Annotated in this window: 24 protein-coding genes; 4 read left to right on the forward strand and 20 right to left on the reverse strand. The window is 67.0% G+C overall.

Annotated features, from left to right (window positions below; genetic code table 11):
* On the reverse strand, nt 1–1479 hold a 1479-nt coding region (locus ACV4UX_RS00810), incomplete at its 3' end, for an aspartate:alanine exchanger family transporter (protein ID WP_491591441.1).
* A 97-nt stretch (nt 1480–1576) separates the two neighbouring features.
* Nucleotides 1577–4606 (reverse strand): hypothetical protein, encoded by a 3030-nt coding sequence (locus tag ACV4UX_RS00815; RefSeq protein ID WP_491591442.1) that lies wholly within the window; start codon nt 4604–4606, stop codon nt 1577–1579.
* Between the two features lie 224 nt (nt 4607–4830).
* On the opposite strand from ACV4UX_RS00815, the gene ACV4UX_RS00820 reads away from it, so the two are divergent.
* The 3 genes from ACV4UX_RS00820 to ACV4UX_RS00830 all read left to right on the forward strand — a co-directional run bounded on the left by ACV4UX_RS00820 (nt 4831) and on the right by ACV4UX_RS00830 (nt 7366).
* Nucleotides 4831–5415 (forward strand): LysE family translocator, encoded by a 585-nt coding sequence (locus tag ACV4UX_RS00820; RefSeq protein WP_491591443.1) that lies wholly within the window; start codon nt 4831–4833, stop codon nt 5413–5415.
* A gap of 215 nt (nt 5416–5630) precedes the next feature.
* Complete coding sequence (locus ACV4UX_RS00825; protein ID WP_491591444.1) at nt 5631–6842, forward strand: calcium:cation antiporter family protein; 1212 nt, start codon at nt 5631–5633, stop codon at nt 6840–6842.
* A gap of 83 nt (nt 6843–6925) precedes the next feature.
* The gene (locus ACV4UX_RS00830; RefSeq protein WP_491591445.1) at nt 6926–7366 is read left to right on the forward strand and encodes a hypothetical protein; all 441 of its coding nucleotides are present in this window, start codon (nt 6926–6928) and stop codon (nt 7364–7366) included.
* A 5-nt stretch (nt 7367–7371) separates the two neighbouring features.
* Here the strand turns inward: ACV4UX_RS00830 and ACV4UX_RS00835 are convergent, their stop codons facing one another.
* The 12 genes from ACV4UX_RS00835 to ACV4UX_RS00890 form a co-directional block, all read right to left on the reverse strand.
* Nucleotides 7372–7731 carry a HigA family addiction module antitoxin gene (locus ACV4UX_RS00835; RefSeq protein ID WP_491591446.1) on the reverse strand — a complete coding sequence of 120 codons (360 nt, stop codon included), beginning with the start codon at nt 7729–7731 and terminating at the stop codon, nt 7372–7374.
* A gap of 11 nt (nt 7732–7742) precedes the next feature.
* Entirely contained in the window at nt 7743–9614 is a 1872-nt protein-coding gene (locus ACV4UX_RS00840) for a P-loop NTPase fold protein (protein WP_491591447.1), read from the reverse strand.
* A 54-nt stretch (nt 9615–9668) separates the two neighbouring features.
* Nucleotides 9669–10139 carry an SsrA-binding protein SmpB gene (smpB, locus tag ACV4UX_RS00845; RefSeq protein ID WP_491591448.1) on the reverse strand — a complete coding sequence of 157 codons (471 nt, stop codon included), beginning with the start codon at nt 10137–10139 and terminating at the stop codon, nt 9669–9671.
* Nucleotides 10136–11923 (reverse strand): phosphoenolpyruvate--protein phosphotransferase, encoded by a 1788-nt coding sequence (gene ptsP / locus ACV4UX_RS00850; protein ID WP_491591449.1) that lies wholly within the window; start codon nt 11921–11923, stop codon nt 10136–10138. Before ptsP ends, smpB begins: the two co-directional genes overlap by 4 nt.
* A gap of 8 nt (nt 11924–11931) precedes the next feature.
* The gene (locus tag ACV4UX_RS00855; RefSeq protein WP_491591450.1) at nt 11932–12240 is read right to left on the reverse strand and encodes an HPr family phosphocarrier protein; all 309 of its coding nucleotides are present in this window, start codon (nt 12238–12240) and stop codon (nt 11932–11934) included.
* A 25-nt stretch (nt 12241–12265) separates the two neighbouring features.
* The gene (locus ACV4UX_RS00860; protein ID WP_491591451.1) at nt 12266–13015 is read right to left on the reverse strand and encodes a PTS system mannose/fructose/sorbose family transporter subunit IID; all 750 of its coding nucleotides are present in this window, start codon (nt 13013–13015) and stop codon (nt 12266–12268) included.
* A 160-nt stretch (nt 13016–13175) separates the two neighbouring features.
* Entirely contained in the window at nt 13176–14279 is a 1104-nt protein-coding gene (gene ald / locus ACV4UX_RS00865; protein WP_491591452.1) for an alanine dehydrogenase, read from the reverse strand.
* 254 nt (nt 14280–14533) lie between these two features.
* Nucleotides 14534–15202 (reverse strand): hypothetical protein, encoded by a 669-nt coding sequence (locus ACV4UX_RS00870; protein WP_491591453.1) that lies wholly within the window; start codon nt 15200–15202, stop codon nt 14534–14536.
* A 57-nt stretch (nt 15203–15259) separates the two neighbouring features.
* Nucleotides 15260–16321, reverse strand: a complete 1062-nt coding sequence (locus ACV4UX_RS00875) for a D-alanyl-D-alanine carboxypeptidase family protein (protein WP_491591454.1) — start codon at nt 16319–16321, stop codon at nt 15260–15262.
* Nucleotides 16322–16365: 44 nt separating this feature from the next.
* Nucleotides 16366–17655, reverse strand: a complete 1290-nt coding sequence (locus ACV4UX_RS00880; protein ID WP_491591455.1) for a DUF401 family protein — start codon at nt 17653–17655, stop codon at nt 16366–16368.
* 31 nt (nt 17656–17686) lie between these two features.
* A complete protein-coding gene (locus tag ACV4UX_RS00885; protein WP_491591456.1) occupies nt 17687–18265 on the reverse strand; it encodes a YkgJ family cysteine cluster protein in 579 nt (192 codons plus the stop codon).
* 44 nt (nt 18266–18309) lie between these two features.
* Nucleotides 18310–18690 (reverse strand): carboxymuconolactone decarboxylase family protein, encoded by a 381-nt coding sequence (locus tag ACV4UX_RS00890; RefSeq protein ID WP_491591457.1) that lies wholly within the window; start codon nt 18688–18690, stop codon nt 18310–18312.
* Nucleotides 18691–18818: 128 nt separating this feature from the next.
* Between ACV4UX_RS00890 and ACV4UX_RS00895 the strand changes: the two genes are divergently transcribed.
* Nucleotides 18819–19715 (forward strand): LysR family transcriptional regulator, encoded by an 897-nt coding sequence (locus tag ACV4UX_RS00895; RefSeq protein ID WP_491591458.1) that lies wholly within the window; start codon nt 18819–18821, stop codon nt 19713–19715.
* Here ACV4UX_RS00895 and ACV4UX_RS00900 read toward each other — a convergent pair.
* The 6 genes from ACV4UX_RS00900 to ACV4UX_RS00925 all read right to left on the reverse strand — a co-directional run bounded on the left by ACV4UX_RS00900 (nt 19696) and on the right by ACV4UX_RS00925 (nt 26923).
* Nucleotides 19696–22023: an ATP-binding protein gene (locus tag ACV4UX_RS00900; protein WP_491591459.1), complete on the reverse strand. Its 2328-nt coding sequence runs from the start codon at nt 22021–22023 to the stop codon at nt 19696–19698. The two genes, ACV4UX_RS00895 and ACV4UX_RS00900, sit on opposite strands and share 20 nt — an antisense overlap.
* Nucleotides 22024–22119: 96 nt before the next feature.
* Nucleotides 22120–23856, reverse strand: a complete 1737-nt coding sequence (locus ACV4UX_RS00905) for a serine hydrolase domain-containing protein (protein ID WP_491591460.1) — start codon at nt 23854–23856, stop codon at nt 22120–22122.
* 5 nt (nt 23857–23861) lie between these two features.
* Entirely contained in the window at nt 23862–24425 is a 564-nt protein-coding gene (gene thrB, locus ACV4UX_RS00910; protein WP_491591461.1) for a homoserine kinase, read from the reverse strand.
* On the reverse strand, nt 24415–25140 hold the full coding sequence (locus tag ACV4UX_RS00915) for an ABC transporter ATP-binding protein (RefSeq protein WP_491591502.1): 726 nt from the start codon (nt 25138–25140) through the stop codon (nt 24415–24417). Before ACV4UX_RS00915 ends, thrB begins: the two co-directional genes overlap by 11 nt.
* Nucleotides 25137–25904, reverse strand: a complete 768-nt coding sequence (locus ACV4UX_RS00920; protein WP_491591462.1) for an ABC transporter ATP-binding protein — start codon at nt 25902–25904, stop codon at nt 25137–25139. The genes ACV4UX_RS00915 and ACV4UX_RS00920 overlap by 4 nt, the downstream gene beginning before the upstream one ends.
* Nucleotides 25905–25906: 2 nt before the next feature.
* Nucleotides 25907–26923: a branched-chain amino acid ABC transporter permease gene (locus ACV4UX_RS00925; RefSeq protein ID WP_491591463.1), complete on the reverse strand. Its 1017-nt coding sequence runs from the start codon at nt 26921–26923 to the stop codon at nt 25907–25909.
* Nucleotide 26924: the final 1 nt, after the last annotated feature.

The following is a 26924-nucleotide window of genomic DNA, read 5'->3' on the forward strand; positions in this document are numbered from 1 at the left end:
CACGTAGCGCCCGAAGGCCAGGCCGCCGAAGAGGCTCACGGCCGAGATGGCGACGCCGCAGGCCAGCAGCTCCAGGCCCGAGTCGCGCAGGGCGGCCAGCACCCCTTCGCCCGCCTTGAGGCCCACGCAGGCCATGAAGAACAGAAGCCCCAGCTCCGAAAGGAGCCAGCGAGCCGCCTGGGGCATGCGCCCGAAGCTGGGCAGGGCGGAGCGCGCGAAGCCGAACACCAGCCCCGAGGCAAGCAGGCCCCCGGCCTGTCCGAGCCCCACCGTCACCTCGCCCAGCCGGAACTTGAGGGCCCCCAGCCACAGCCCCAGGAGCACACCGCAGACGAAGGCGATGAGGTCGGTCTCCACCATGGAGCGCTCCACATAGCCCAGGGCCTTGACCACCGCGTCGAGCCGGTGCTTGAGCCCCGCCACGGTGAGCAGGTCGCCCTTTTCCAGCACGATGTCGGGCCTGGGCGCGATGGGGATGTGCGAGCGCACCAGGCGCACGGGGGTGCAGCCCTGCCTGGCCAGCACGGTCAGCTCGCCCAGGCTCCTGCCCGCCGCGTCCTGGCTGGTGACGGTGATCTCGGCGGTGTCGATGACGTCTGAGAGCAGGTCCGTGTCGAACACCTCGCGGCCGATGCGTTCCGTCGCCAGGGGGGCCATGCCCACGGGCATGGAGAGGGCCACCAGGTCGTCCGCTTCGAGAGGGTCGCCGGGGGCGGGGACGAACACCTCGCCGCCGCGTTTCACGGCCTGGAGGGCGCAGCGGCCGTTGCGGCAGATGTCCAGGCGCTCGAAGGCCAGTCCGGCCAGCTCCGGTCGCTCCACCTGGAAGGCGCGCAGCTGGGGCGGAGGGAAGGCGGGCTCCAGATCGTCGGCGTCGTCGCGGAACTGGCGCTCGCGCGAGAGCAGCTGGGCCTCGGCGGCCAGGTCCACGCGCAGCGCCACGGGCGCGAAGCGGATGAGCGCCAGGATGCTGAAGAGCCCCACCAGGTAGGTGAGGGCGTAGGCCGAGCCCATCTGGGCCAGGGCGGTGTGGGAGTCCGGGTTGGACTGGATGAGCGCTTCCTGGGCTGCCACCAGGGTGGGCGAGCTGGTGAGAGTGCCCGCCAGCATGCCTGCCGAGGAGGGGGCGCTGAAGCCCCAGAGGTGGCCCAGGCCCAGGGCGGTGGCCCCGGCCAGCAGGGCCACCGCCACCGTGAGGGCCAGGTAGCGCGAGCCGTCGGCCAGCAGGATGTTGAAGAAGCGCGGCCCGGCCGTGAGCCCCACCGAATAGATGAACAGCGTGAAGCCGATCTCCTGGAGCATGGGCGGCGCCTTGAAGCCGAAGTGCCCGAAGAGCATGCCCGCAACGAGCACGCCCACGGGCGCGGAGAGGTGCACTCCCCGGAAGCCGAGCCTGCTGACGGCGTAGCCCGCCGCCAGCACCGCGAAGAAGAGCAGCAGGGGCTGGAGCTCGAAGAGCTGGGCGAGGTCGATGACCATGGACGGGTTTTCCTCCGCGCGCATCCCCGCCGGGACGCCGGGTTGAGGGCATGCCGGGGCGGACGCCGCGTTGCTGCGGGCCGTGTTCGGTGTCTGGTCAGGCCCCGCGTTCCAGGGGGGCCATCTCCTCCAGGGCCTCCAGGTAGCCTTCGGAGTGGTCCAGGTAGAAGGCCAGGCCTTTGGAGAAGTTCTTGCCCAGCAGGCCGTCCAGGAAGAGCTGGCTGATCTCGCGCTTGCGCAGGAGCACCTGCTGGGAATGGGAGAAGATCTGGCGCGTCTTGGGGTCCATCTCGGCCAGGACGCGGGCCAGGGCCTGGCGGCCCCGGGGCTGATACATCCAGAAGTAGAGGAAATCGAGCGAGTTGACGATGACGGCGTTCACGAGATCCGGTCTGTCCTTGCCCAGGTCGGCCACGAAGCGCTTGGGTTCGGCCAGGATGTCCAGGCCGTCCACGGTGGGGTGGAGGATCTCCAGCTTCTCCTGGACGGCCAGCATCTGTTCGATCTTGTCGCGGTAGTCGCCCAGGCGCTGGGCCATGTTGCTCTCGCGGTCGGCCAGGCCCTCGATGATTCCGGCCACGCAGTCGGAGGCCAGCTTGGAGATCACGGCGGCCCACTGCTGGAGGATGGGGGCTGCCAGGGAGGGGTCGTGGGCGGAGATGGCCGCGCCGAGGGCCGCGCTGAAGCCCATGGCCAGGGGAATGGAGAAGGCGCTGCGCAACAGGTTCAGGAAGGCGGCCTTGCGCGGCAGGCCCCGGTAGAGGTTGTGGGAGCAGATGTAGAGCCCGTTGACCATGGCCATCACGGTGTAGAGGAGCGTGGGGCTCGTGGCCACGCTCACGCCCAGGCCCCGGTCCAGGAGGAGCGTCTTCACGAAGAAGTCCAGCAGGGGCACGGAGAAGCCCGTGAACATGAGCGACTCGCAGAGACGGTCCACGCTCACGTAGTCGTTCCACTTGAGCAGCGGCGTGCGCGAGATGCCCCCGCCGCCCAGCACCGACTGGATCACGTTGCGCAGGCCCGTGATGGCGAACCAGATGACGGCCCCGAACCAGGAGAGCACCCACCAGTCCTTGGTGAGCAGGAAGGTGAGCATGGCGGGCAGGAACCCGGCCAGCACCTTGAGGGTGTTCTTGAGTCCCGTGGTCAGGTAGGTCCAGGAAAGCCCCTTGCGCGGCGCGGGGTCTGACCGGTCCTGGCGGCCCAGGGCGTTGCCGCAGCCCTTCTTGACCCCGCCCATGATGAGGATGTTGCTCTCGCCGGGCCTGGCCGGGAAGAACCCCCGGGACTTGAACTCCTCGCGGGCCTTGAAGCCCAGCCAGCGCATGCCCCGGGTGCGCCTGGCCCAGGCGTAGAGGGAGTCCAGGGACGTGTGGGAGCTTTCGCGGGGTTCGCGCACGGTGCGCGGGTCCACGCGCAGGCCCACCACCATGGCGCGGCCCGCGTCGCGGGTGAAGGCCCAGGGGGCCTTGCGCGCGGCGGGGGGCAGGGTTTCGCGGGCCACCATGCCCATGCCGTAGCCCCGGCAGGACTGGCCCGTGGAGTCCGAGCCCATGGAGGTGCGCAGGGGCCTGTCGCGGTACTGGGCGTGCAGCGAGGGCAGGGCGCGCAGGGCGGTTTCCAGGCGCTCCAGGCGTGCCGGAGCGTCGGGGGCGTCGCTGGCGCGCAGGGCGTCCATGCGCCCGAGCACCCAGCGCTTGAGGGGGATGAGGCTTTGGCGGTTCATCAGGTGCTGGAGGCGGGCGATCTCCACGGGGTCCTTGGCCTGGCCCATGGCGGAGTTGCGCAGGTTCACGGTCTCCAGGTGGGTGATCCTGCCCCGGCAGAGGCGCAGGATGTCCAGCACGTCTTCCGCGTCGAGGCAGCAGAGGTTCAGGATGAAGCGGTTGCCCGCGCGCAGGCGGGTAACCTCCTCGATGAGCTGCATGGGGCCCTGGGAGGCGCAGTAGAGGGGCGCGGCCTCGCCGTCGTCGGGGATTTCGCGGCTCACGAGGCTTTCGAGGTAGTCGTCCATGAGGGCGTCGGCGTCGAGGAGGTCCAGCTCCTCCATGAGCTCCTCGACGGCGGGCCGATCCTCGGGCGCGGCGGAGGCCAGTTCGGCTTCCAGGGTCTGGTGGCGGGCCTGGAGGTGGGGCATCAGGCCCGCGTGGAGGTACTTGCCCAGGTGCACCAGGGAGGCCTGGCCCGAACCCACGGCGGCCAGGAAGCCCTCCGCGCCGAAGGGCTTTGCGTCCAGGCCGAAGTAGGAGTTGAAGTCGGGCAGGACGGTTTCGTTGAAGGCCCCCAGCACGTGGAGCAGTTGCTCCTGCTGGAGCTGGGCCAGGCGCTGGCCCTGGCTCATGAAGCGCACCACCTCCTCGTGGCGCAGAAAGGCCAGGAAGTCCGAGCGGCCCGAGAAGCCGCGCGGCACCCAGATGATCTTGGCCTGCTTCTCGCGGTAGCGGGTCTGGAATTCGATGCCGATGCGCACGGTGATGCCCATGATCTCGGCGGCCGAGAGGAGCTCCTCGGCAGCGCCCTCGGGCACGAAGTTGTAGTAGATCACCGTGAGGTGGCGGATGCCCTTGATCCAGGCGTCCATGATCAGGTGCGTGGCGGACTTGCGGCCCTTGGTGTTGGCGTCGTGGACGTGGTTGTCGAAGCTGATCTGGGTCCACTCCTCGGGCATGAGCGCCAGGTGGCTCTGCCGGAGCTGGCGGGCCACCACGCGGGGCTTGCCGGTGGCTGCGGCGCGGAAATCGCGGGCCAGTTCCAACTGGCGGCGCGGGTCGCCTTCGGTGCGCACCAGTTCCTTCATGATCTGCATGAGCACGCGGGCGGTGTTGCGCTTGAGGTGTGTGGCGGCGGTGCTCATGGCCTCGGCCTGGAGGGCGCGCAGGGCGTTGATGCGGTCGTGCGCCTTGCCGATTTCCAGCGATCCCAGGAGGTTGGCTGCTGCGTATGCCGTGCGCAGCCCCTGGCTGGCCGCAGTCTCCTTGATGCCGCGCGGGTGGAGATAGGGCGTAAGCAGGTGCTTGACCCCGGAGAGGTCTTCGCGGCCGAGCACGTCGTGGACGATGCCCAGCAGTTCGTGGTCCTTGCGGTCGAAGAGCAGACGGTCTTCGAGCGTGCGCGCGCCGTGACGCATGGATGGCCCCTGCCTTGCGGTCATTTTCCTAACACCCCGGAATGAAAACAAACACGCGGGGGGAACCTTGTCAAGCCGCGCGAAGGCTCCCTTGACGCGGCCGCGCGCCGGGGCTAGCCAGGGCCACCGGCAACCGGCCGGGAGGCGCGGCCATCGGATCGCGCGGGGGGATCGCAATGCTTGGCATCCATGATTTCTGGCTGTTCGTCGCGTCCGGGGTCCTGATGAACATCGCTCCCGGGCCGGACAACCTCTACGTGGCCGGTCGGGCGGCGTCCCAGGGGTTCCGGGCGGGCGCGCTGGCGGCTTTCGGCATCGCCTCGGGGTGCGTGGTGCACATCCTGGCCGCAGCGCTGGGGCTCTCGGCGGTGATGGCGGCCTCGTCCACGGCCTTCACGGTGGTGAAGCTTGCGGGCGCGGCCTATCTGGTCTGGAGCGGGCTCTCCCTGCTCCTGGCGCGCGGCGGCGGCGAGGCGCGGGCGGTCGCGCCCGAGGGCCTGGCCCGGCGCAAGGTGTTCACCCAGGGGTTTTTGACCAACGTGCTCAACCCCAAGGTGGCGCTCTTCTTCCTGGCGTTTCTGCCCCAGTTCATCGACCAGTCCGCGCCGGGCAAGGCCTTGGCGTTTTTGACCCTGGGGTTCGTCTTCAACCTGACCGGCACGGCGTGGATGCTCTGTCTGGCGTGGTCCTCGGCCAAGGCGGCGTCCCTGCTGCGCGGCAACGGGCGCACGGGGTCGTGGCTGGGCCGGGCCACCGGGGCGCTCTTCGTGGGCCTGGGGGTGCGGTTGGCTCTCTCGGACGCCCGGTAGCCGGAGAGGGGGCTTGCGCGCGGCGTCGCATTGGCGTATAGGCCGTTTGTCCAAGGGGGAGTAGCTTCCCAAAGGCAAAGTCAACATCCTGGCGTGCCACGCCTGGCTTTGCCGTCGGTCCAACCGATGAGCGAGACCTTTGGCATGAGTCCACTCATGCCGGAGGTTTTTTCTTTTGAAAGCCTCCGGCGAACCGAAGACCGCCTGGAGGCTTCATGAACGCCGCGAAACGTCTCGTCCCACTCTGGATCGCAGCCCTGGTCGCGCTACCCGGGCTTTCCCTGCGCCTGACCGGGCTGGAACTGCCCGCCCCCGCCGTGACGTTGCTCACGGGAGCGGCCGTGCTGGGGGCCTCTTTTTTGTTGCTCTGGGCCTGCGACGTGGCCCAGAAGGACATCCCCCAGACCCTGGCCCTGGCCGTGGTGGCGCTCATCGCCGTGCTGCCGGAGTACGCCGTGGACATGTACTTCACCTGGCAAGCCGGTCAGCATCCGGGCTCCGAGTACTCCCATTACGCCATCGCCAACATGACCGGGGCCAACCGTCTGCTCATCGGCGTGGGCTGGGCGTCCATCGCCTTCATCTGCTGGCTGCGCACGCGCGGCCCCGTGCACCTGGAGGAGGAGCGCTCCACGGAGGTGGCCTTTTTGGGGCTTGCGACCCTCTACGCCTTCACCGTGCCGCTCAAGGGGAGCCTGACCTGGTACGACGGTCTGGTGTTCGTGGGGCTTTACGCGTGGTACATCGCGGTGGTCAGCCGCCGTCCGTGCGGTGAGGTGGAGCTGGAAGGCCCGGCCGAGGTGCTGGGGCATCTGCCCCAGGGGCAGCGCCGGGCGGCCACTGCGGCGCTGTTTCTCTACGCGGCCGGTGTGATTCTGGCGGTGGCGGAGCTGTTCAGCGAGGGGCTGGTGGCCACGGGCAAGGTGCTCGGGATCAACGAATTCCTGCTGGTGCAGTGGCTTGCGCCCATCGCCTCGGAGGCCCCGGAGTTTGTGCTGGCGGTGATGTTCGCGATGCGCGGTCAGGCGGGCGTGGCGCTGGGGAGCCTGCTATCGTCCAAGCTCAACCAGTGGACGCTGCTGGTGGGGATGATCCCCGGGGTGTACGGTGTGTCCTCGGGGGACCTGACGGCCTCCATGCCCCTGGACGGCGTGCAGATGAACGAGGTGTTGCTCACGGCGGCGCAGTCTCTGTTGGCGGTGTTTCTGCTGGTGCGGCTGCGGTTGTCCATGCGCGGGGCCGCGACGCTCTTCGCGCTGTTCGTGCTGCAGTTCGCGTGGCCCGCGCTGGCGGGTTTGACGGGTCTTGCCCATGCCGTGGCCATGCCGGAGCGCGTGGCGCTTTCGGTGCTCTATGCGGTGTTCGCGGCGGTGCTGCTGGCCGGGAACATGCGCCGCACGGCGGGATTCGTGCGCGCGTTGCGCTGACGCGGCGGATTTGAAACAATCGGCGCTGTTGCCGTGCATCGGCCCGGGGTGAAGCCCCGGGCCTCGGAAACGAAGGAGGCTCCATGGGACGTTTTGGATGCGGGGTGGCCGGCGCCGCCCTGGCCGCGCTGATGCCCTTGTGCGAGGCGCTGGCCGAGGAGCGCAAGGCGTGCCGGCAGTTCCGCGTGACGTTCCGGACGGAGCTTGTCGCGCCGCCCGCCAAGGTGATGCTGGGCAAGCGCCAGGTGGGCGTGGTGGAGGGCGCGTCGGGCGAACGCGAGCTTGCGGTGTGCATCGACGCGCGCTTCGCCGGGGAGATGGAGCGCAACACGTTCTGCTTCGTCTCGGGCGACGAGCTGATGCTCTACAACGTGTGGTCCACGGGGGAGGACCTCCCGGAGGGCTCGAGCGTGCCCGGCTTCGCCACGCGCTGGGAGGCGGCCCTGCACGAGGCCAAGGAGATGGGCGCGGCGCTTCTGGGCAAGCTGCTGGGGCTGCTGCGGATGATGACGGGGAACGGGTAGGGCGCTCAGGCCTGGGCGGGCAGGGGCCGGACCTCCCTGGCGATGCGCTCGGTGAGCCCGTCCTGGCGGGCCTTGCGCAGATCGTAGGATTTCTGGAGGTTCAGCCAGAAGTCCGGGGAGACGCCGAAGTACGCGGCCAGACGCAGGGCGGTGTCGGTGGTGACGGAGCGCCGCCCGTGCACAATTTCGGCGATGCGCTGAGCGGGCACGGCAAGGTCCCGCCCGAGGCGGTTCCGGCTGATGCCGAGGGGCTGCATGAACTCCTCAAGGAGGATTTCGCCGGGTGGATGAGGGGGAGGGTTTCCTGTTGCATACAAGCTGTATTTCTGTGTGATGACATACACCACATCGCTGATGTTTGACATCGCGTAAGAAGCTAAGATGTCTCGTGTTGATTGGTGTTGGTGTGTAGTTTGTCGAATTTAGTCAAAATGTCGTTATTAATGTAGTTTGCAAGCGTGGTTAGTGTATATTTTTGAAATTTGTCGGAACATTTTTCTGCTTTGTCCATGATTGTTTTGTGTAGAGATAATATGAAGTTGTGTTCGGCATGGTATAGTGTGTCTCTGTCCGCTTTGTCGTATCTTTCGTAGATGGAAGAAAGGATGAGTCTTCCCTGTTGTGGATTCAGTCGCGCCAGTGATGTGAAAAAATCAGCATGATTTATGTATTTAAGTACTGGCTGTTTGTTGTTAAACGCCACGCCATCCGTGGCCTTTTGGAGTTCTGTCAGGAAAAGTTCTGGTGACGCGCTGAGCGTATTAAGGAGTTCTTTTGCTTTGTGCTGCAGGTTCGATTCCATTGTTTTCTCGACAGCTTCCTCGCAAATTGAATCAATCATTTTGTATTCTTCTGAGTTGATGCAATAAAATCCTAGTCCATGAGCTGTCCTGTAGCGGCGCGACTCATAATAATTTTGATATATTAGCTCGTTGTTGTCGCGGGCCTTTGTGATGCAGTTTTTTATTTGCGATACAATTTCTTCTAAAGATGTGTCTATGATGCCTTCCTTTGATAGTGAGACTAGAATCAGTGCTATGTGTTTAATTGTGTCTATGTCTTTGTGTTGACAAGACAAAATACTCGTTTGTACTTGCTCAATTGTCTGGTTGTATGTTGTAATGTCTAAGTCGTTGTAGTGCCAGAGTGTGATCCATGGTTCTCTTGTGTCGCTATAAAAGAATGAGTTATTCTTGATGTATGCTGTGGATGCTTCAGTAGAGAATGAGCCTCTTGAGAAAAAATCATCCCAGGTGCTTTCTCCTATGCCTGTTTCGTAAAAATTAGTTGAGGGGTACTTGTCTCGTATTTCACTGAGGGTGTCGTTGGTAAGTGACAGGGGGGTGCTTCGTGATAGGAGAATGTCAGATGGTTTTCTTGAGCATGTTGTCTCCTGTTTGGTTTCCATGGTAAGGATGAGGAGTATCTCAAGGATGTGGCGTGTAAAGCTTATGTCGCTGCGCGAAAACTCAGGTAGTATCGTTAGTACGTTTTCGAAGTCAATTATTGCGTGTCGCAGTGATCGCAAGTTATTGTGTCCTGATTTGGTAAATATGTCGATAATGAGTTCGGCGTTTTCGGACAGGATTTCTCTTGCGTTCTCAGACTCTAGTTCTTTGATAAAAGAATCTAGTGCTGATTTCGTGTCCGGAAGAATTGTTAGGGTTTTGCCGATCACCTTTTCTTTCATCGTCATATAATTTTTGTGACGCTGTTCACAAATTTTCCTGAGACCTTCTTCGTCTGCAACAACAATGGCCTTGATGGTGCTGTGCTCTATTAAATGATTGATATAGGCTAGGACCTGATCTTGCCATAGGGCGCTTCTCTCGAAGTCATCGAACACTATCAAAGCGTCTTTTACGTTTGGGAATATGTCGGATAGCTTGGGTGGTGATCCTTGACTACTTACGGATAGGTCGTCTTTCTTGTCTTTGTCAAAATCAAATCTAAGTGTTGCTCGGAGTGAGCATTTAAGAAGTTTGGTTGCTATCCTCATGCCTTTTGAAGCTAGTATGGGGTGGGCTGCTTCAAACAGGAGATTGTCAATGTCGTCAGCGGATGTAGCGCCAAATAGGCTGATGTGATATGCTGTCTTGTTGTTGGCTCTGAGGTTGTTGATGACGTTTTGTGTGAAATGTGTTTTACCGGTGCCCCATTGTCCGTTTAGCATTATTGCATATCGTGGCGATGTGTTGCTGTTGGCGTAGTGCTCAATGGCATTGATCTGTAGTTCGTTTATAGGCATGGCTGTTCGCTTTGGTGTTGCAAGTCAGTGTATTGATGCGGTATGTGATGGTGTTTAGTAATTTGCTCTCTCCCTCTGCGCCTCCCGCTCCAAGTCCCTCATTTTCAACGTGTCCTTCTTGTCGTGCACGTTCTTCCCTCTCCCCAGCCCGATCTCCACTTTGATCCTGCCGCGCTTCAGGTAGATCTTCAAAGGCACCACGGTCAGGCCCTTTTGCTCCACCTTCGCCTTCCAGGCCCTTATTTCGTGGTCGTGAAGCAAAAGCTTGCGGTCGCGCTCGGGTTCGTGCTGGGCGTAGCCCGCGTTTTCGTACGGGTTCACGTGCAGGCCCTTCAGGATGGCCTCGAAGTTGCCCGTGAATTGCACGTAGCAGTCCTTGAAGCTGGCCTTGCCGGCCCTGAGGCTCTTCACCTCCGACCCCATGAGCGAGATGCCCGCCTCCATGGTGCCGAGGATTTCGTAAAGATGCCGGGCCTTTTTGTTGGAGGCGATCACCTTGACGGGTTCGCCGGACTTGGAACTCACTGCGTGGGGCCCTCCTCGGAATCCAGCAGCGAATAGAAGAACGTCAGCTGGTCCGGGAACTGTTGGAAGATGGTCTCGCGCACCAGTTGGTTGGTGCGCGCAACGGTGGGCGACTCCAGCACCTGCTTCAGGAGCTTCTTGCAGTCGTCCATGGTGGTCTGGCGGATGATGTGCTTGATGCCGGGGATGTTCTGCGGGTTCAGGCTGATGGCGTCGATCTGCATGCCCATGAGGATGGGCACGCAGAACGGATCGGAGGCCATCTCGCCGCAGAGGTTGCACTCGATGCCCGCCTGGTGCGCCGAGTCCGTGACGTGCTTGATGGAGCGCACCACGGCCGGATGCAGCGGCTGGTACAGATAGGACACGTGCCGGTTGGTGCGGTCGATGCCCAGGGAATACTGGATGAGGTCGTTGGTGCCTATGGAGAAGAAGTCCACCTCGCGGGCCATGATCTCGGCGGTCATCACGGCCGAGGGCAGCTCCACCATCATGCCCACGGGCATGGCGGGGTTGTGGGGCAGGCCCTGGGCGGTCAGCTCGGCCTGGCACTGGCGCAGGAGGTTCATGGACTGGCGCAGCTCCTTGAGGCCCGAAATCATGGGGAACATGATGGAGATGTTGCCCACCACCGAGGCCCGGGCGATGGCGCGCAGCTGGGTGCGGAACAGCTCGCGGTTGCGCAGGCAGAAGCGCACGGCGCGCAGGCCCATGGCCGGGTTCTGCTCCTCCAGGCGTCCGAAGTGGGCCATGAACTTGTCCGCGCCCAGGTCCAGGGTGCGCAGGATCACGCGCCGGGGCGAGAGGATGTCGGCCAGGTCGCGGTAATGCTCGAAGAGTTCATCCTCGGTGGGCAGCTCGGTGCGGTTGAGGTAGGCGTACTCGGTGCGGAACAGGCCGATGCCGTCGCCGCCGTTGTCGATGACCTGGGCCACCTCCTCGTAGAGCTCGATGTTGGCCTTCACCTTGAGGCGGTAGCCGTCCAGGGTCTCGCCAGGGAGGTGGCAGTTCTTGATGATGGCCCCCCGGTAGGACTCGAACTGGTACTTGAGGTCGCCGTAGGCGGCCAGTTCCTCCTCGGTGGGCTCCACGAGCACCACGCCCTTGAGGCCGTCCACCACCACGATGGAGCCGTCCTGCACGGCTTCCTCCAGGCCGTCCACGCCCACCACGGCGGGGATGCCCAGGGACTTGGCCAGGATGCCCGCGTGGGAGGTCTTGCCGCCCTGCACGGTGGCGAAGCCCATGATCTTGTCCACCTGGAGCTCCACGGTGTCGGCGGGGGTGAGGTCGTGCGCCAGGAGCACGGCGCGGCTGCCCATGGCCTTGAAGTCCACCTTGCGGCCCATGAGCTGCCCGCGCACGCGGTCGCAGACCACGCGCACGTCCTGGGCTCGTTCGCGGAAGTAGGGGTCGTCCAGGGCGTTGAAGGCCTCTTCCAGGTCGGCCACGGCTTTTTCCAGAGCCCATTCGGCGTTGATGCGCAGCTCGGTCAGGTGGCGTTCGGCCGCGCCCTGGAGCTTGGGGTCGCTCATGATCATCAGGTGGGAGTCGATGATCAGGGCGTGGTCCTTGAGCTCGGCGGGGACGCGCTTGCGGATGCCGGAAAGCTCGTCGCGGGCCTGCTGGAAGGCGACGCGCAGGCGCTCGCGCTCCTCGTCCAGGAGTCTTTCGGGCACGGTGTGGCGCGGAACCTGGGCGAAGTGCGAGCGGTTGAGGAAAAAGGCCTTGCCGATGGCAATGCCAGCGGAGATGGGGATGCCGGCGAGCTTGGCGGTGGCCATGGCGGGTCTCACTGGAAGCGGTGTTTGAACATGTCGGCCAGGGAATCGAGGGCCTGGCGGGCGTCGTGCCCCTTGGCGCGCAGCTCCAGGTTGGCCCCGTGTCCGGCGGCCAGGGTCAGGATGTCGAGGATGGATTTGGCGTCCACGGTCTGCGAGCCCATGGTGATGGCGATGTCGGCCGAGAACGTCTGGGCGGCCTGGGCGAGACGGGCGGCGGGCCGGGCGTGGAGGCCCTGCTCGTTGAGCACGCAGACCAGCCGGACGCATTCGTCGTCCTGGGCTGTGTCGAGGGGGGGCGGGGATGTCGTGTCGGGCATTGTGGTCACCATGAAAACCGGCAGATCATACGTGAATCCAGAAAAAAAACAAACAGGCGACGATGGCCAGGCCGACCAGGAGTTCGCGGGGGATGCGGCCCCTGCCCGCGGCGAAGGCCAGGGCGAGCACCGAGGCCACGCCCAGGGCCCAGGCGGCGGGGCCCATGTCGCGCGGCCAGACCAGGGCCCAGAGCACCACCAGGAGCGCGCCGTTCAACACCTTGATGCGCCGCCCCCAGTTGATCAGGTCCCAGTTGCGGATGCGCGTGAGCGCGGCGAAGCCGTGGCGGTAGCCCAGGATGAACGTGCCCAGCTTGAACAGGTTGAGCGCCGCGAAGAGCGCGCCGGCCAGCAGGAACGCGGCCCAGGGCTGCCCGGCGGCCAGCAGGCAGGCCGTGGCCAGCGACCAGCACACGGCCAGGCTGCCGCCGAAGAAGGAGTCGCCCACGGCGGAGAGCGTGTAGACCACGGTGCTCTTCACCTGGTCGAGCATGGTGTCGGGGAACTGGCGGCGGGCGATGCGCGCCTCCAGGGCAAGGAACACCCCCACCAGGAACGGGGTCCAGAAGGGGTGGGTGTTGTAGATCTTCAGGTAGCGCCGCCAGACGTGACGCCTGGCCTGCGGGTCCGGGTAGAGGATTTCGAGGCCCGGTTCCATGGCCAGGGCCAGTCCAATGGTCTGGAGCCCGCGCGTGTTGAAGGAAGCGCCCACGAGATAGCATCGGAGGTAGGTCCGGATCAGGGTCCGGGTGGTGAGGGCGCCTGGGGTGTTCATGCCTGCACGGACCGAATGTTTGCGCAGATACTGGCAAATCGCGAGGGAAATGACAAGCGCGGCGCGTCCCCGGGGGGCTTCGCGACGCCCGGAAGGGGGAAAAGAAGCGCCCCCGGCGGGCGTTGGCCTGCCGGGGGCGCGGAAAGCGGACTTTCTCCGTCTAGAACACGTCGCCGGGGGCCACGCTGGCGATGTTGAAGGCCTCGCCCACGGCCTTGCAGGTGAGCAGACCGTTGTGGACGTTCAGGCCAGGCAGCAGGCTGGCGTCGTCCTTGAGGGCGTCCAGGCCCTTGGCGGCCAGCTTCATGGCGTAGGGCAGGGTCTGGTTGGTGAGGGCGAAGGTGGAGGTGCGCGGCACCGCGCCGGGCATGTTGGCCACGCCGTAGTGCACCACGCCGTCCACCACGTAGGTGGGATCCTTGTGGGTGGTGGCCTTGATGGTCTCCACGCAGCCGCCCTGGTCCACGGACACGTCCACGATCACGGAGCCTTCCTTCATCACCTTGAGCATCTCGCGAGTGACAAGCTTGGGGGCCTTCGCGCCCACGATGAGCACGCCGCCCACCACGAGGTCGGCCTTGGCCACGGCGTCCCAGATGTTGGGCTCGGTGGAGGTGATGGTGGTCAGGCGGCCGCCGAACACGTCGTCGAGGTACTGCAGGCGCTTGTGGGAGACGTCCAGCAGGGTGACGTTGGCGCCCAGGCCCAGGGCCATCTTGGCGGCGTTGGTGCCCACCACGCCGCCGCCCAGCACCACCACGTTGCCGGGGGCCACGCCGGGCACGCCGCCCAGCACCACGCCGCGCCCGCCCTGGTACTTCTCCAGGTAGTGCGCGCCCACCTGGGTGGCCATGCGCCCGGCCACTTCGGACATGGGGGTGAGCAGGGGCAGGGAGCCGTCGGGCAGCTGCACGGTCTCGTAGGCCACGGCGGTGCACTTGGAGGCCAGCAGCGCGCGGGTCTGGGGCTCGTCGGCGGCCAGGTGCAGGTAGGTGAAGAGCAGCAGGTCCGGGCGCAGATACGGATATTCGGCCGCGATGGGCTCCTTGACCTTGATGACCATCTTGGCGCCCCAGGCCTGGGCGGCGGTGACGAGCTTGGCCCCGGCCTTGACGTATTCGTCGTTGGTGAGGCCCGAGCCCGCGCCCGCGCCATCCTCCACGAGCACTTCGTGACCGGCGCGCACCAGGGAGGCGACGCCGCCGGGAGTCATGGCCACGCGATTTTCCTGAGGTTTGATCTCCTTGGGGATGCCGATGATCATGGGAGTCTTCCTTGTTTGGGGTTGAAAGCTGTCAGATGTTCCTTTAGGAGGAACGGCCGTTAGTTTCAGCGAAATCTATGCAGCGTTGAACCGAACGAAGAAATCGCTCAAAGCAACAAAGATGTCAATATCCCTTTGAAGGGTAGGCTGGGGCGGAGATTGCGTACCGGTGGTAAGGTCAAGGGCGCCGAGCGAGGCGGGGCGTGCCCTCTTGCCGGAATCGGCCCGTGGCGCGTCGGGCCGGGAGGGGCCGGTCAGGCCGGGCAGGGGAAGAGCAGGGCGGCTTCGAGAAGCACCCGGGGGGTGGTGAAGTCCCGGGTGGTGGCGATGGTCTGGCGGGCGGCGTCGCGCATGGCCGCCAGGAAGGGGGCGCTGTCCGACCCCTCAGGCGCGGCCAGGGCCGATTCGGCCTGTTCGCAGAGGTAGTGCGCGCAGCGCGGCGACTTGAACAGGCGCAGAGCGCAGCCTGTCGCGCAGAGGCAGGCGCAGCGGGAGCCGGTCCGGACGCCGCCTTGGGCCAGGGCGTGGCGCAACTCGTGGCGCTGGAGGGAGTCGATGGCGTGAGAGAGGCGCAGGGCGGCCGGGGTTGGCCGGTAGAGCAGGATGTCCGCAGGCGAGAGCACCACGAAGTGATTGGCGTTGCAGCAGCCTGGCGGCGGGCGCGGGCAGTTCCGGGCGCAGAGGGCGCGCACCCCTGCCTCCTGGATGGCGTCCAGCTGGCGCACGTAGAGCGAGTAGGCGATGGCCCTGCGCCGGTCCTCCTGGGGCAGCAGGGCCAGGTGGAGGCTCAGACGTTCGATCTGGAGGGCGCTCTGGCCGCCGTTCAGGAAAGGGTAGGCGAGGCCGCCGAGGGCTTCGAGGTCGCCGTGGACGCCGTGGTGTCCTGCGTGGTCGAGGGAGCCCAGCCAGTGGTCAATGGGCATGTGGCCCAGGCATGGGGATGCCTTGGGCGCACCGTGAGGGCATTGTGGAGGGGCGGGTCACTGCTCCGCCTGCGGGGTGGTCTTGCGGGACTTCCGGGCGGGCTTGGCGGGCGCGGAGGCGTCCTCGGCGGCCTTCTGGAATCCGTATTCCAGGAGCCGGGCGGTCTCCACCTCGCGCACGACGGGGTTGCGCGCGCCCAGCACCACGGCGATCAGCCGGGTGTTGCCGCGCTTCGCCGTGGCCGAGATGTTGTAGCCCGAGGCGCAGACGAAGCCGGTCTTCAGGCCGTCGACGCCCTCGTAGCGGCCCAGCAGGGAGTTGGCGTTGCGGTGGGTCACCCCATGGTAGGTGTGGGAGGTCATGGAGTGGATGACCAGGGACTCCGGAAAGCGGCGAAGGTAGGCGGCCGAGAGCCTGGCCAGGTCGCGCGCGGTGGTGAGCTGGCCCGTGGCGGGCAGGCCGTTGGGGGTCATGAAGGTGCTGCGCGTCATGCCCAGGCTTTTGGCCTTGGCGTTCATCAGGGCCACGAAGCGGCGCACGTCGCCCTTGCCCATGGTCTCGGCCACGGCCACGCAGGCGTTGTTGGCCGACACCACGCTGATGCCCTTGATGATCTCCGACAGCGGCACCTTCTCGCCTCTGTGCAGGGACATGGTGGACCCGCCCGTGCGCACGGCCGCCGTGCTGACCGGGATGGGCGTGTTGGGGCCGAGCCAGCCCTGAGCCATGGCCTCGCGGATCAGGTAGAGGGTGAGCACCTTGGTCACCGATGCGGGGGCGATGCGCTCGTCGGCGTCGTGCTCGTAGTAGATCTTGCCGTTGTTCATGTTCATCAGGATCGCGGCCTTCACGTTGAGGCGCAGCTCCTGCTTGTCTTCAGGAGCGGGGACGCGGGACGCGGCTGCGCGCGCCCCGGAGCGCTTCTTCCTGGAGGAAGTGGTGCGCGGGGCAGAAGCCGGGACGGACTTCTCCGTCTTGGAACGCTTGACGCTCTGCTCCTTCGTTGAAGAGGAGCGTGCCAGGGATTCCACCGGGGTGAGTGATACGGCGAGAAACGAAGCCAGAGCCAGGCACAAGAGTACGGGCCAGGCGGTTCTCCAGTGAACGGACGCCTTCATGCGCCGTGTCCTTACGTGCTGGGAACGGTTTGGTCAACGCGCGATCAGAGCGCGCGAAGCACCGCAAACCACACGCAGCCGAAAACGAAGAGCCCCAGGCACGGGGCCGCCACCTTGCGCCAGGAGCGGGCGGGGTCCACCCCGAAGTACTGGCAGGTCATGACAAAGCAGATGTGCAGCGGCGAGGCCATCACCCCCGTGAACCCGGAGACCAGGGCCAGCACGGCCCAGGCCAGGGCCTGGTCGCGCTGGCCCAGCTGGTCCAGCAGGCCCAGGATCAAGGGGTAGGACGCGCCCACGAAGGCCATGGTGATGCCCGCCACCATGCCCACCAGCAGGGGCACGAACACGGCGGCGGCCAAAAGGGCCGCGTCGCCGCCCAGCTTCACCAGTTCGCGCACCACGGAAGCCTCGGTGAGCACCTGGTTGAAGGCGAAGATGGCCGCCACCAGCACCAGGGTCTGGCGCAGTTCCTTCTGGAGCAGGCTCTGCACGAGAAAGTCGCGCCCGGCGCGGTTCTGGACGAAAGCCACCACGATGGCCGCAGCCAGGGCCGCGATGATGCCCACCTCGAAGGAGGCCTCCGGGAGGGAAGAAGCCACGGCCGCCTCCAGCACGAAGGAGCCCGCGATGGCCACGATCAGGGGCGCGCCCAGGCGCAGGGCCAGGAGCGGATCGCGCGCGGGGGGCGTCTGGTCCTGGGCGGTCTGGTCCAGGGCCTTGAGCTTCGGCCCCATGGGCCGAAGGATGAACCACCAGCCCAGGAGCGCGAAGGCCAGGGAGCCCGCGCAGGTGTGGGCCACCACGGTGGAGAGGGGCAGGCCCAGGAGCCCGGCGGTCATGATGATGCCGGGGTAGAGGGGCCAGCAGAGCTCCCAGACGTGGCGGAACCAGTAGTTCACCAGGGACATTTCGTCCTCGGTGACGCCCAGGGGCGTGCCGGTCTGGCGCACCATGGGGGCGGAGAAGGCCGCGCCGCCCGGCATGGGCAGAAGCCCGATGAGCACCGGGAAGAAGATGAGCCGCAGCCTGCGGCTGGGCAGGAAGCCAGCCAGGGCGTCCATGAGCCGCAGCGACTGCCCCGTGCGTTCCAGCACGTGGGAGAGCATGAGGATGAGCACCACGATGGCCGCCAGGGACAGGCACTGCCACGTGAGCGCTGCCGAGACCGCCGCCTCGGCCCACGCGGCCGGCCCCATGCCGAAGAGCAGGGCCAGCAGGAACCCCCCAGCCAGGATGGAGGGGCCGATGCCCAGCTTCAGGCGCATGCCCGCCAGCATGCAGCCGAACACGCCGAGAACCTTCGCCAGGGCCAGGAGGCCTTCGAAAACCATGATCGCACGTCCTTTCCCGGCGGGGCGTCGGCTAGCGGGGCGGTCCCGCCAGGATCATCTCGGCCAGGGTCATGTCCACTTTTGGGGTCTGGTTGCGGCGGCTCCCCAGGTATTCCATCTCCAGCTGGGCCAGCTCGCGGTAGAGGGGGGTGCGGTCCACCACCGGGGGCTTGACCGGGTCGGCCAGTTCCATGCAGCGGGGACAGCCCGGGAACTGGCGCAGGCCGTCGCGGCCCAACACCACGTTGGGCACGCCGTAGAGGCGGCAGATCATCATGCGGTGCTCGTAGACGCCGCAGCCGCCCTCGTCGTTGAGGGGGCACATGGCGTCGGGCGTGCGTCCCTCGTCCAGGGCCTGGCGGGCCTTGGCCACATAGTCTCGGGCGCGCTCCACATACGTCTCGCGGCGCTCGGCGGGCAGGGCGTTCAGGCCCTCCCAGAGGTGGTGCCACTCGATGTGCGTGTGGTGCTGGAAGTAGCTGACGCAGCAGTTGCTGGCGCAATCCCGGCAGGTGAAGCCCCGGGGGGCGGCCTGGGCGTAAGCCTGGGCCATCTTGCCGTAGAGGGCGGCCAGCCGCCGGGACAGGGTGCGCTTGCTCACGTGTTTCATGGGTTCCTCCGGAGGCGTCCACCTACTCCCATCGGCCGCGAATTTCAAACCTTCCCGGCGGGGCGGGAGGCCTCCAGGGCCTCGCGTCCGAACACGTCCTCCATCACCTCCAGAGCGAAACGGGCCGAGACCGTGGCCGGTCCGCCGCCCATCTCCATGCCCACCTCCACGGCCTCCAGCACCTGGCGCACTCCAGCCCCGGACCGGGCCGCCTGCTCCACGTGCCACTGCATGCACGAGCGGCAGTCGATCACCACCGAGATGCCCACGGCGATCAGCTCCTTCACCTGCTTCGGGAGAGCCCCGTCGGCATACGTGGCGCGCTCCATGTCCAGGAAGGCCTTGTAGACCGGAGAGTCCATGTCCAGCAGGCGCTTGTGGGCCTTCTTGCGGGCCAGTGAGAGGGCTTTCAGGGAGTCGTCCATGAGGGGGTTCCTTTGTTTTGATTTGCCGAACGCTGCCGACGTTCTCAATGCTTGATCCAGTGGATAGCCTCTGGCATGTTGATGGACAAGCGAATCGTTTTGCACTGTCTGTTCGGAGATGATGAACGATGCTCGAACTGCGCCTGCTCAAGACCTTCCTGGCCGTGGTCTCGGCCGGTTCCGTGCGCGGGGCGGCCGAGGCCCTGCACCTTGCTCCCTCCACCGTGACGGCCCAGCTCAAGGGCCTGGAAGATTCCCTGGGCGCGCCGCTCTTCGACCGCGTGGGGCGCGGGGTGCTTCTGGCCGAGCAGGGCAGGCGGCTTCTGGCCCACGCCCGCAGGCTGGTGGACCTGGAGGCCGAGGCCCGCCGCGCCCTCTCGGCCCGGGACGACGAGGCGGGCGAGCTGGCCCTGCGCGTCTCCGAGAGCCTGGGGGCCTGGCGTCTGCCCAAGGTGCTGCGCCGGTTCCGTGAGCGCTTCCCCCAGACGCGCCTGCGCGTGGACAAGACCTCCCGACAGGGGCTGGCGCGCGACCTGGCCCACGGGGTCACGGACGTGGCCCTTCTGTTGGGCGAGCCCTTCACGGGGCCGTCGCTGGAGGTGGAGGTTCTCGGACGCGAGCCGCTCACGGTGATCCTGCCGCCGGGGTCGCCGCTGGACGGGGGCGTGGCCAGGCCAGAGGATCTGGCGGGGATGCCCCTGTTCCTCACGCGCTACGTCTGGAGCGCGCGGCGGCTCATCGAAGAGGCCCTGAGCCGGGCCCATGTGCGCCCGGAGGCGGTGGTGGAGTGCACCAGCGTGGAGATCGTGAAGCGCTGCGTGGCCTCGGGGCTGGGGGCCTCGGTGTGTCCGCTGTTCGCCGTGCGGGCCGAGGCGGCGCGGGGGGAGCTTTCCCTTGCCGGGTTCAGCGGCGGGCCGCTCTGGGCCAGTGTGCTCCTGGTGCGCCACGAGGGGCGCTGGCTCTCGCCAGCGGCCGGGGCCTTCCTGGAGGCGGCGCGCGAGTGCTTCACCCGCCCGGGGGCGTGAGGGGCACGCCGGAGTCCGCGTGTCCGGGAGCGATCAGGGGCAGGCGCACCACGAAGCGCGCGCCGCTTCCGGGGCTCGATTCCACGCGGATGTCGCCCCCGTGGCTGTTCACCACGATGAACCAGGCCACGGCCAGGCCCAGGCCCGTGCCCTCCCCGGGGGGCTTGGTGCTGAAGAGGGGCTCGAACACGCGCAGGCGCACGGATTCCTCCATGCCCGGGCCGTTGTCCTCCACCTCCAGCACGCCCATGCCGTCGGCGGCGTGGACGCGCACCACCAGCCGGGGCGGCGCAGGGGGCGCTTCCCGCGAGGCCATGGCCTGCGCCGCGTTGACCAGCAGGTTGTAGACCACCTGCTCCAGGTCCGAGGCGGAACAGTGCACGAGCGGCATGCCCGGCGCGTATTCCCGGACGATCTCGAGGGAGCGGAAATCGTACTTTTTCTTGAGATCGTAGTCCGTGGCCGCGATTTCGATGGTCTTGTCCACCAGTTCGGGCAGCGACACCGGCACCCGGGCCGACGAGCTCTTGCGGATGAAGCCCAGCATGTTGCGCACGATGCGCGCCGCGCGCTCGCCGGATTCGCGCACCGTGTCCAGGAAGGCGGGGATGCCCCGGCGCTGGAGGTAATCCTGCAGGATCTCCAGGTCCGCGCCGGATTCCTTCGCCGCCGCGCGGTTGGCGTCGTTGGCCGGATCAAGCCTGCGCTGGATGATCTGCACGGCCTGGAGGATGCCGGAGAGGGGGTTGTTGATCTCGTGGGCCATGCCTCCGGCCAGGCTGCCGATGCTGTTCATCTTCTCGGACTGGATGAGCAGGGCCTCCAGGCGCACGCGGCTGGTCACGTCGTCCACGCGCACCACGGCGCCGTCCACGCCGTTGGCCACCAGGGGGCTGGCCAGGATGTCCATGTAGCGCGTCCCGTCGTCCCCTGGGAGGGGGCGGGCCGTCAGTTCGAGGGGTTTGGCCTCCCGGGGCCCGCGCTCCACGTGGTCCACCCGCTGGGCGAGCCAGGGGAACACCTCGGTCAGGGTCCTTCCCAGGGCCTGGGGCGGCTCCACTCCCGTAAGGAGTTGCGCGCCCCGGTTCCAGTGGGTGACGCGCTCCTGAGCGTCAAGCCCGATCACCGCCGAGGGCATGGACTCCAGGAGGTTGGCCAGCAGGTTGCGCATGGCGGCCAGCTCCCGGGCGGAGCGGGTCAGTTCGTCCTGGCGGTTCTGGAGCGACTGGGCCATGGCGTTGAAGCGGACGGCCAGTTCGCGGAATTCCAGGCAGCCGCGCTCCTCGTCCGCGCGCGCCTCCAGTTCGCCCCCGCCCAGGCGCGCGGCGGCCGCGCGCAGGCCCTCCATGCCGTCCAGGATGGCCCGGCGGCCCAGCTGCCGCGAGACGGCCAGGGCCAGGAACCCGGCCAGGGCCGCGAGCAGGAGGTTGCGCGCCAGGCTGCGGTCGGCCTCGCCGAAGATCTCCGCGTCGGAGAAGGAGACCGCCACGGTGACGAAGGGCTCCGCGTGGCCCTCCAGGCGCAGCCGGGAAAAGACGAACAGGCCCGGCGCGCCGCCGGTGCGCGTTTCCGTGAACCAGCCCTCGTCGCTCTGCGCTGTCCGGATGCGCTCCCACACCGCCGGGGAGACGGGCGTTCCCGCCAGGCGGGAGCTCTCCAAGGGGTAGGCCAGCATGCGCACGCCCCGGGAGTCGATGAAGGCCGCCCGGGCCGAGGAGGGCATGGCGTAGCCCTGCAGGAAGCGCTCGTACATGGCCAGCTGGTAGGACAGGACCAGGACGGCTTCGGGGCGGCCATCCGGGTCCTTGAGGGGCAGCGCGAACACCTGGATGGGCAGTCCGGAGGTGCGTCCGTGGATGTGGTCCCCGGCGCTGAACTCGCCCGTGGCCATGGCCCTCTTGAAGTAGGCGCGGTCGGAAACGTCGGTCCCCGTGAACGGGGCCAGACCCGAGGCCACGGCCCTGCCCGAGGAGTCGGCCAGGAAGACGTTGGTCATCTGCGGATTGTCGGCCAGGATGCCCGCGAAGACCTCTGCGCTGCTCGCGAGGTCGCGCGTTTGCACCATGCGCGAGCGGGCCAGGGCCGAGAGCATGGCCCGGGCCTCCCCGGCGGAGGCCTTGTGCAGGGCGGAAAGGCTCCGCGCCAGGCCCTGGGCCTTGTCGAGGGCGTCGCGCCGGGCGTGGTCGCGCTGTTCCAGGCCGGTCAGGGTCAGCACGGCCATGGCCGGGAGCAGGGCGGCCAACACCACCAGGGTCAGGGCCCGGGGGAGGGTCCAGCGGGTAGTGGTCGCGTTGCCGTGGGCTGCCATACGCTCACCGGAGAGTTGATCGATCGGGACGGTCTTTGTTTGACCGTAGATACCAAAACACGAAGGAAGTCCAGCGCAACGGCGTGGACGGTGGGCTCAGCGCGCCGGGCGGAACAGGGCGCCCGAATGGTACAGGCCGCCTTCCACCGCGCGCACGGCCTGGCCCGAGTTGATGCCCGCTCCGGCGACCACGGCCTCGTCGTCCGAGACCGGCAGCAGCGGGAACACGGCGGGAGGCCCCGGCGGAGCGGACCCGGCCGCCAGGAAGAGCCGGGCCGTGAGCACGCCGTCCTGGGCCTGGGCCAGCTCCAGGCGGACGTAGCACAGGCCCTCGCAAGGGCCGTCCGGGGCGTACGCGCCCAATCGGCCGACCCAGGCCGGGGGGATGGGATCGCGTGGGAGCTGCTCGAAGGGCAGCGGCATGGGCTGCCCTTCGAGCACCAGGAAGCGCCGTCCGTCCGCACGGACCGGGCGCACGGAGAGCTCGCGGTCCAGGCGCGGGAAGAGCCCGGCCAGGGTGTCGCGTTGCACGGCGAAGGTCCCGTCCAGCAGGGGGACCATCTCGAAGGCCCGGCCCGGGATGTCGGCGGCAAGTGCGGCTCCGGCCGTGCGCACGTTGCCCAGCTGCGCGCCCACGGTGGCGTAGGGACCGGCGAAGGCGGCCAGTTCCTCGGCGGCCAGGCGCACGATCCTCGGCGGCGGGATGCGGGGAGGAGGCGGGGCGCGCCGCCCGGTCCTGGCCTCCAGGGCCATGTCCAGGGCCATGAGCGCCGCCCGGGGCAGGAAGCGGGAAGCTTCCATGGAGTTGGAAAGCAGCGCCACTCCCAGGTCCTCGTCGGGCTGGACCACAACCAGGGTCTGGAAGGGCGCGGCCGCGCCGCCGTGCCACCACAGCCGGTGGCCGTCTGCCGTGGAAAGCCCGGAGACCATCCAGCCAAGGCCCATTTCCAGGCCGAAATCCAGGGGCTGGCCGGGGAATTGCACAACGCCCATGCGCTGGGTCCACTCCTCGGAGAGCAGGCCCCGTCCGCCGGAGAGCGCGAAGCCCAGGAAACGGGCCATGTCTCCGGCCGTGGAATAGAGCGATCCGGCGGGCTGGTCGCGCAGGGGCGGGCTCGGGGCCGGGCGTCCCGCCGCGTAGCCCTGGGCCAGGCGCGGGGCCAGCGCCGGAGCGAGTTCGAAGGAGGAGTCGGCCATGCCCAAGGGGGCCAGCAGGCCCCGGCGCATGGCCTGCGCGAAGGGCAAGCCCTCCACCTCTTCGATCACCCGGCCCAGCAGGGAGAAGCCCACGTTGGAATAGCGCCACTCGCGCCCGGGCGGGCTGCACAGGGATTCCCGCGCGATGCGGGGGATGAAGGCCTCCAGGCTCTCGGGGCGGTCGGTCCACATGCCCGCCAGGATGTCCGTGGGCAGCCCGGAGTGGTGGGTCATGAGCATGCGCGGGGTGATGGCGGCCTCGGGGAAGCGGCTTCGCACGGCGAAGCCCGGCACGTGGCGGCGCACGTCGCCGTCCAGGTCCAGGCGTCCGGCCTGGGCCAGCATGGCGGCGCGGTAGCTGGTGACCACCTTGGAGACCGACCCCATGCGCCACACCGTGTCCGGCCCGGCGGGCGCGCCACGGGCCTCGTCGGCCCAGCCGAAGCCCTGCATCCAGACCACGCGGGAACCCGCCACCAGGACGACGGTCAGGCCCTTGACCTGGTTGGCGCGCATCTGGCGCGTGAGGTATTCCGTGAGGCGCTTCTTGAGGGGGGCGTACGGATCGGCCGCGCGCGCGGGCGCGGGGAAGAGCAGAAGGACGCACGCCGCCAGAGCGAGGGCGAGGCGTCCCATGGGGGTCAGTCCCCGGCGAGCAGCCCGGCCAGGAGGCCGGCGCACTGCTCCACGCTGGCGTCCAGGTCCGCGTGGGAGGTGTCCAGGGAGAAGTCGCAGGCCTGTCGGTAAAGGGGTTCGCGCTCGGCGAACACGTCGGCCAGGGAGCGGCCGTCCGGGCGCACGAAGGCGCGGCCGTCCGCGCCCTGCACGCGCTCCAGGAAGTCGTCCAGGCCGATGCGCAGGTGCACCACCGGCCCAAGGGACCTGAGGCGTTCCACGGCCTTGCGGCTGTAGACCACGCTGCCCCCGGTGGAGACCACCGTGCGCTTCACCCCGAGGGTGGCCACCATGGCTTCCTCGGCGGCCAGGAAGCCCGTGAGGCCTCGCTCGTCCAGGATGGTCTGGAGGGGCTGGCCCAGGGTGGCCTCGATGAGCCGGTCCGTGTCCAGGTGCGCCCAGCCGAGTCTGGCTGCCAGAGCCTTGCCCAGGGTGGACTTGCCTGCTCCAGCGATGCCGATGAGGCTCACGCAGCGCTCGTCGGAGATGCGCCTCAGGGGGGCGAAGGGCGTCACGGCCTCAACCGCCAAGATAGGCCTTCTTCACGTCCGGGTTGTCGCGCAGTTCGTCGCAGGGGCCTTCCGCGACGATGCGCCCGGTGTCCAGCACATAGCCCCGGTGGGCGAAGTCCAGGGCCAGACGGGCGTTCTGCTCCACCAGGAGGATGGTCATGCCCTGCTGGTTGAGCTTCTTGAGGGTGCGGAACATGTCGTACATGAGCAGCGGCGCCAGGCCCATGCTGGGCTCGTCCAGGAGGATGAAGTCTGCCCCGCTCATGAGGGCGCGGCCCACGGCCAGCATCTGCTGCTCGCCGCCCGAGAGCGACTCGGAGCGCTGCTTGCGGCGCTCGGCCAGGCGGGGGAAGAGCTCGAAGACGAAATCCAGGTCCTTGGCGGCGCGGTCCTTGTCCTGGCGGGCGTAGGTGGCCAGGGTGAGGTTGTCCATCACGGAGAGGTTGCCGAAGATGTGGCGTCCTTCGGGCACCAGGGCCATGCGCAGGTTGGCCACCACCTGGTGGGGCGGCACGGGGAGCAGGCTCTGCCCGTTCAGGGTCACGTCGCCCTGGGTGACGCGGGGCCCTTCCGGCGGCCCCAGGCGGGCGATGGTCAACAGCGTGGTGGTTTTCCCCGCGCCGTTGGCCCCGATGAGGGTGACGATCTCGCCCTTCTCCACGGTGAAGCTCACGCCGTGCAGGGCCTCGATGTTGCCGTATTTGACCTTGAGATTGGAGACGCAAAGCATCAGATGGCCTCGTCGCCCAGGTAGGCTTTGATCACCGTGGGGTTGTTGCGGATGTCCTCGGGGGTGCCCTCGGCGATGGTGGCGCCGAAGTCGATCACCTTGATCCATTTGCACAGGCTCATGACCACGGTCATCTGGTGTTCGATCATCCAGATGGCCAGGTCGAACTCCTTGTAGATCCATTCGATCAGGCGGATCAGCTCCACCACGTCGGAGGAGGGAAGGCCCGCGGCGGGCTCGTCCAGGAGCAGGAGCTTGGGCTTGGTGGAGAGGGCGCGCGCGATCTCCACCTTGCGCTGGGTGCCGTAGGAGAGGTTGGGGGGGAACTCGTTGGCCAGGTCCTTCATGCCCATGAACTCCAGCAGCTCCATGGCGGTGCGCTCGATGGCGGCCTCGCGGTCGGCGTAGCGTTTCGTGCGCAGGATGGAGTCGGCCAGGGAGTATCCCAGGCGGGAGTGCTGGCTCACGCGGATGTTGTCGAGCACGGTCATGTCGTTCCAGAGGCGTATGTTCTGGAAGGTGCGGGCCACGCCCAGGCTGGTCACCTGATGGGGCTTCATGCCCCGGGTGTTCACGCCGTTGATGGTGATGGAACCCGATGTGGGCTGGTAGAAGCCGCTGACCAGGTTGAACACGGTGGTCTTGCCCGCTCCGTTGGGTCCGATGAGGGCGTTCAATTCCCGGCCTTCAAGGCGCACCGAGAAGTCGTTGACCGCGATGAGCCCGCCGAAGCGCTGGGTGAGATCGGTGATTTCGAGCAGGGCCATGGCTATTTGAACCTGTAGTAGCGCTTGAGTTTGGGGAAGAGGTCCGAGAGCTCGCGGTTGCCCATGATGCCTTCGGGCCGAAACTGCATGAGCAGGATGAGCAGCAGGGGAATGGCCACCCACTTGAGCTGCTCCAGGGGCTTGAGGAACTCGAGCATCACCGCGAAGACGATGGCCGAAAGCACCGACCCCGTGAGCGAGCCCATGCCGCCCAGGTAGACCATCACCAGGCACTCGGTGGAGCGCAGGATGGTGAACGAGGCCGGGTTCACGAAGCTCACCATGTAGGCGAAGAGCCCCCCCGCCAGGCCCGCGAGCCCGGAGGAGAGCATGAAGGCGATGAGCTTCATCTTGTTGGTGTTCACGCTCATGATCTCGGCGGCCACCTCGTCCTGGTGGATGGCCATGACCCCCTTGCCAAGGGTGGAGTAGACGAAGCGGCGCAGCACCCAGATGGTGAACACCACGCCCAGGAAGATCCACACGAGCATCCAGGGGAGCTTGGCCACGGCGTCCATGCCCTGGACGATCTTGCCCATGCCCATGAAGCCCCGGGGGCCGCCCACGGCCTCCACGTTCTCGATGGCGCTCTTGATGATGTAGCCCGCCGCCAGGGTGATCACGGCCAGGTAGTCGCCGCGCGTCTTGAAGGAGGGGATGGCCACCACCAGCCCGGCCAGGGCCGCAGCCGCGAAGCCCGCAGCCAGGATGATCGGGAAGGCCCAGGGTGTCCAGGCCATGGAGAGCAGGGGCTGGCCGAACACCTGGTCGGGCACGAAGAGGAACACGCCCAGGATGGACGAGGCGTAGGCCCCCACGGCCATGAACCCGGCGTGGCCGCAGCTGAACTCGCCCATGTAGCCGTTGACGAGGTTCAGGCTGGCCGAAAGGATGATGAAGATGCCCATGCTGCACAGGAAGGTGACGGCGTACTGGCCCAGAATGCCCATCTTGGCGGCGGCCACGGCCATCAGCAGCAGGGCTGCCAGGAGAGCCGGAACGGAGAGTGACTTGCCCATG

The organism is Fundidesulfovibrio sp. (assembly GCF_058402725.1).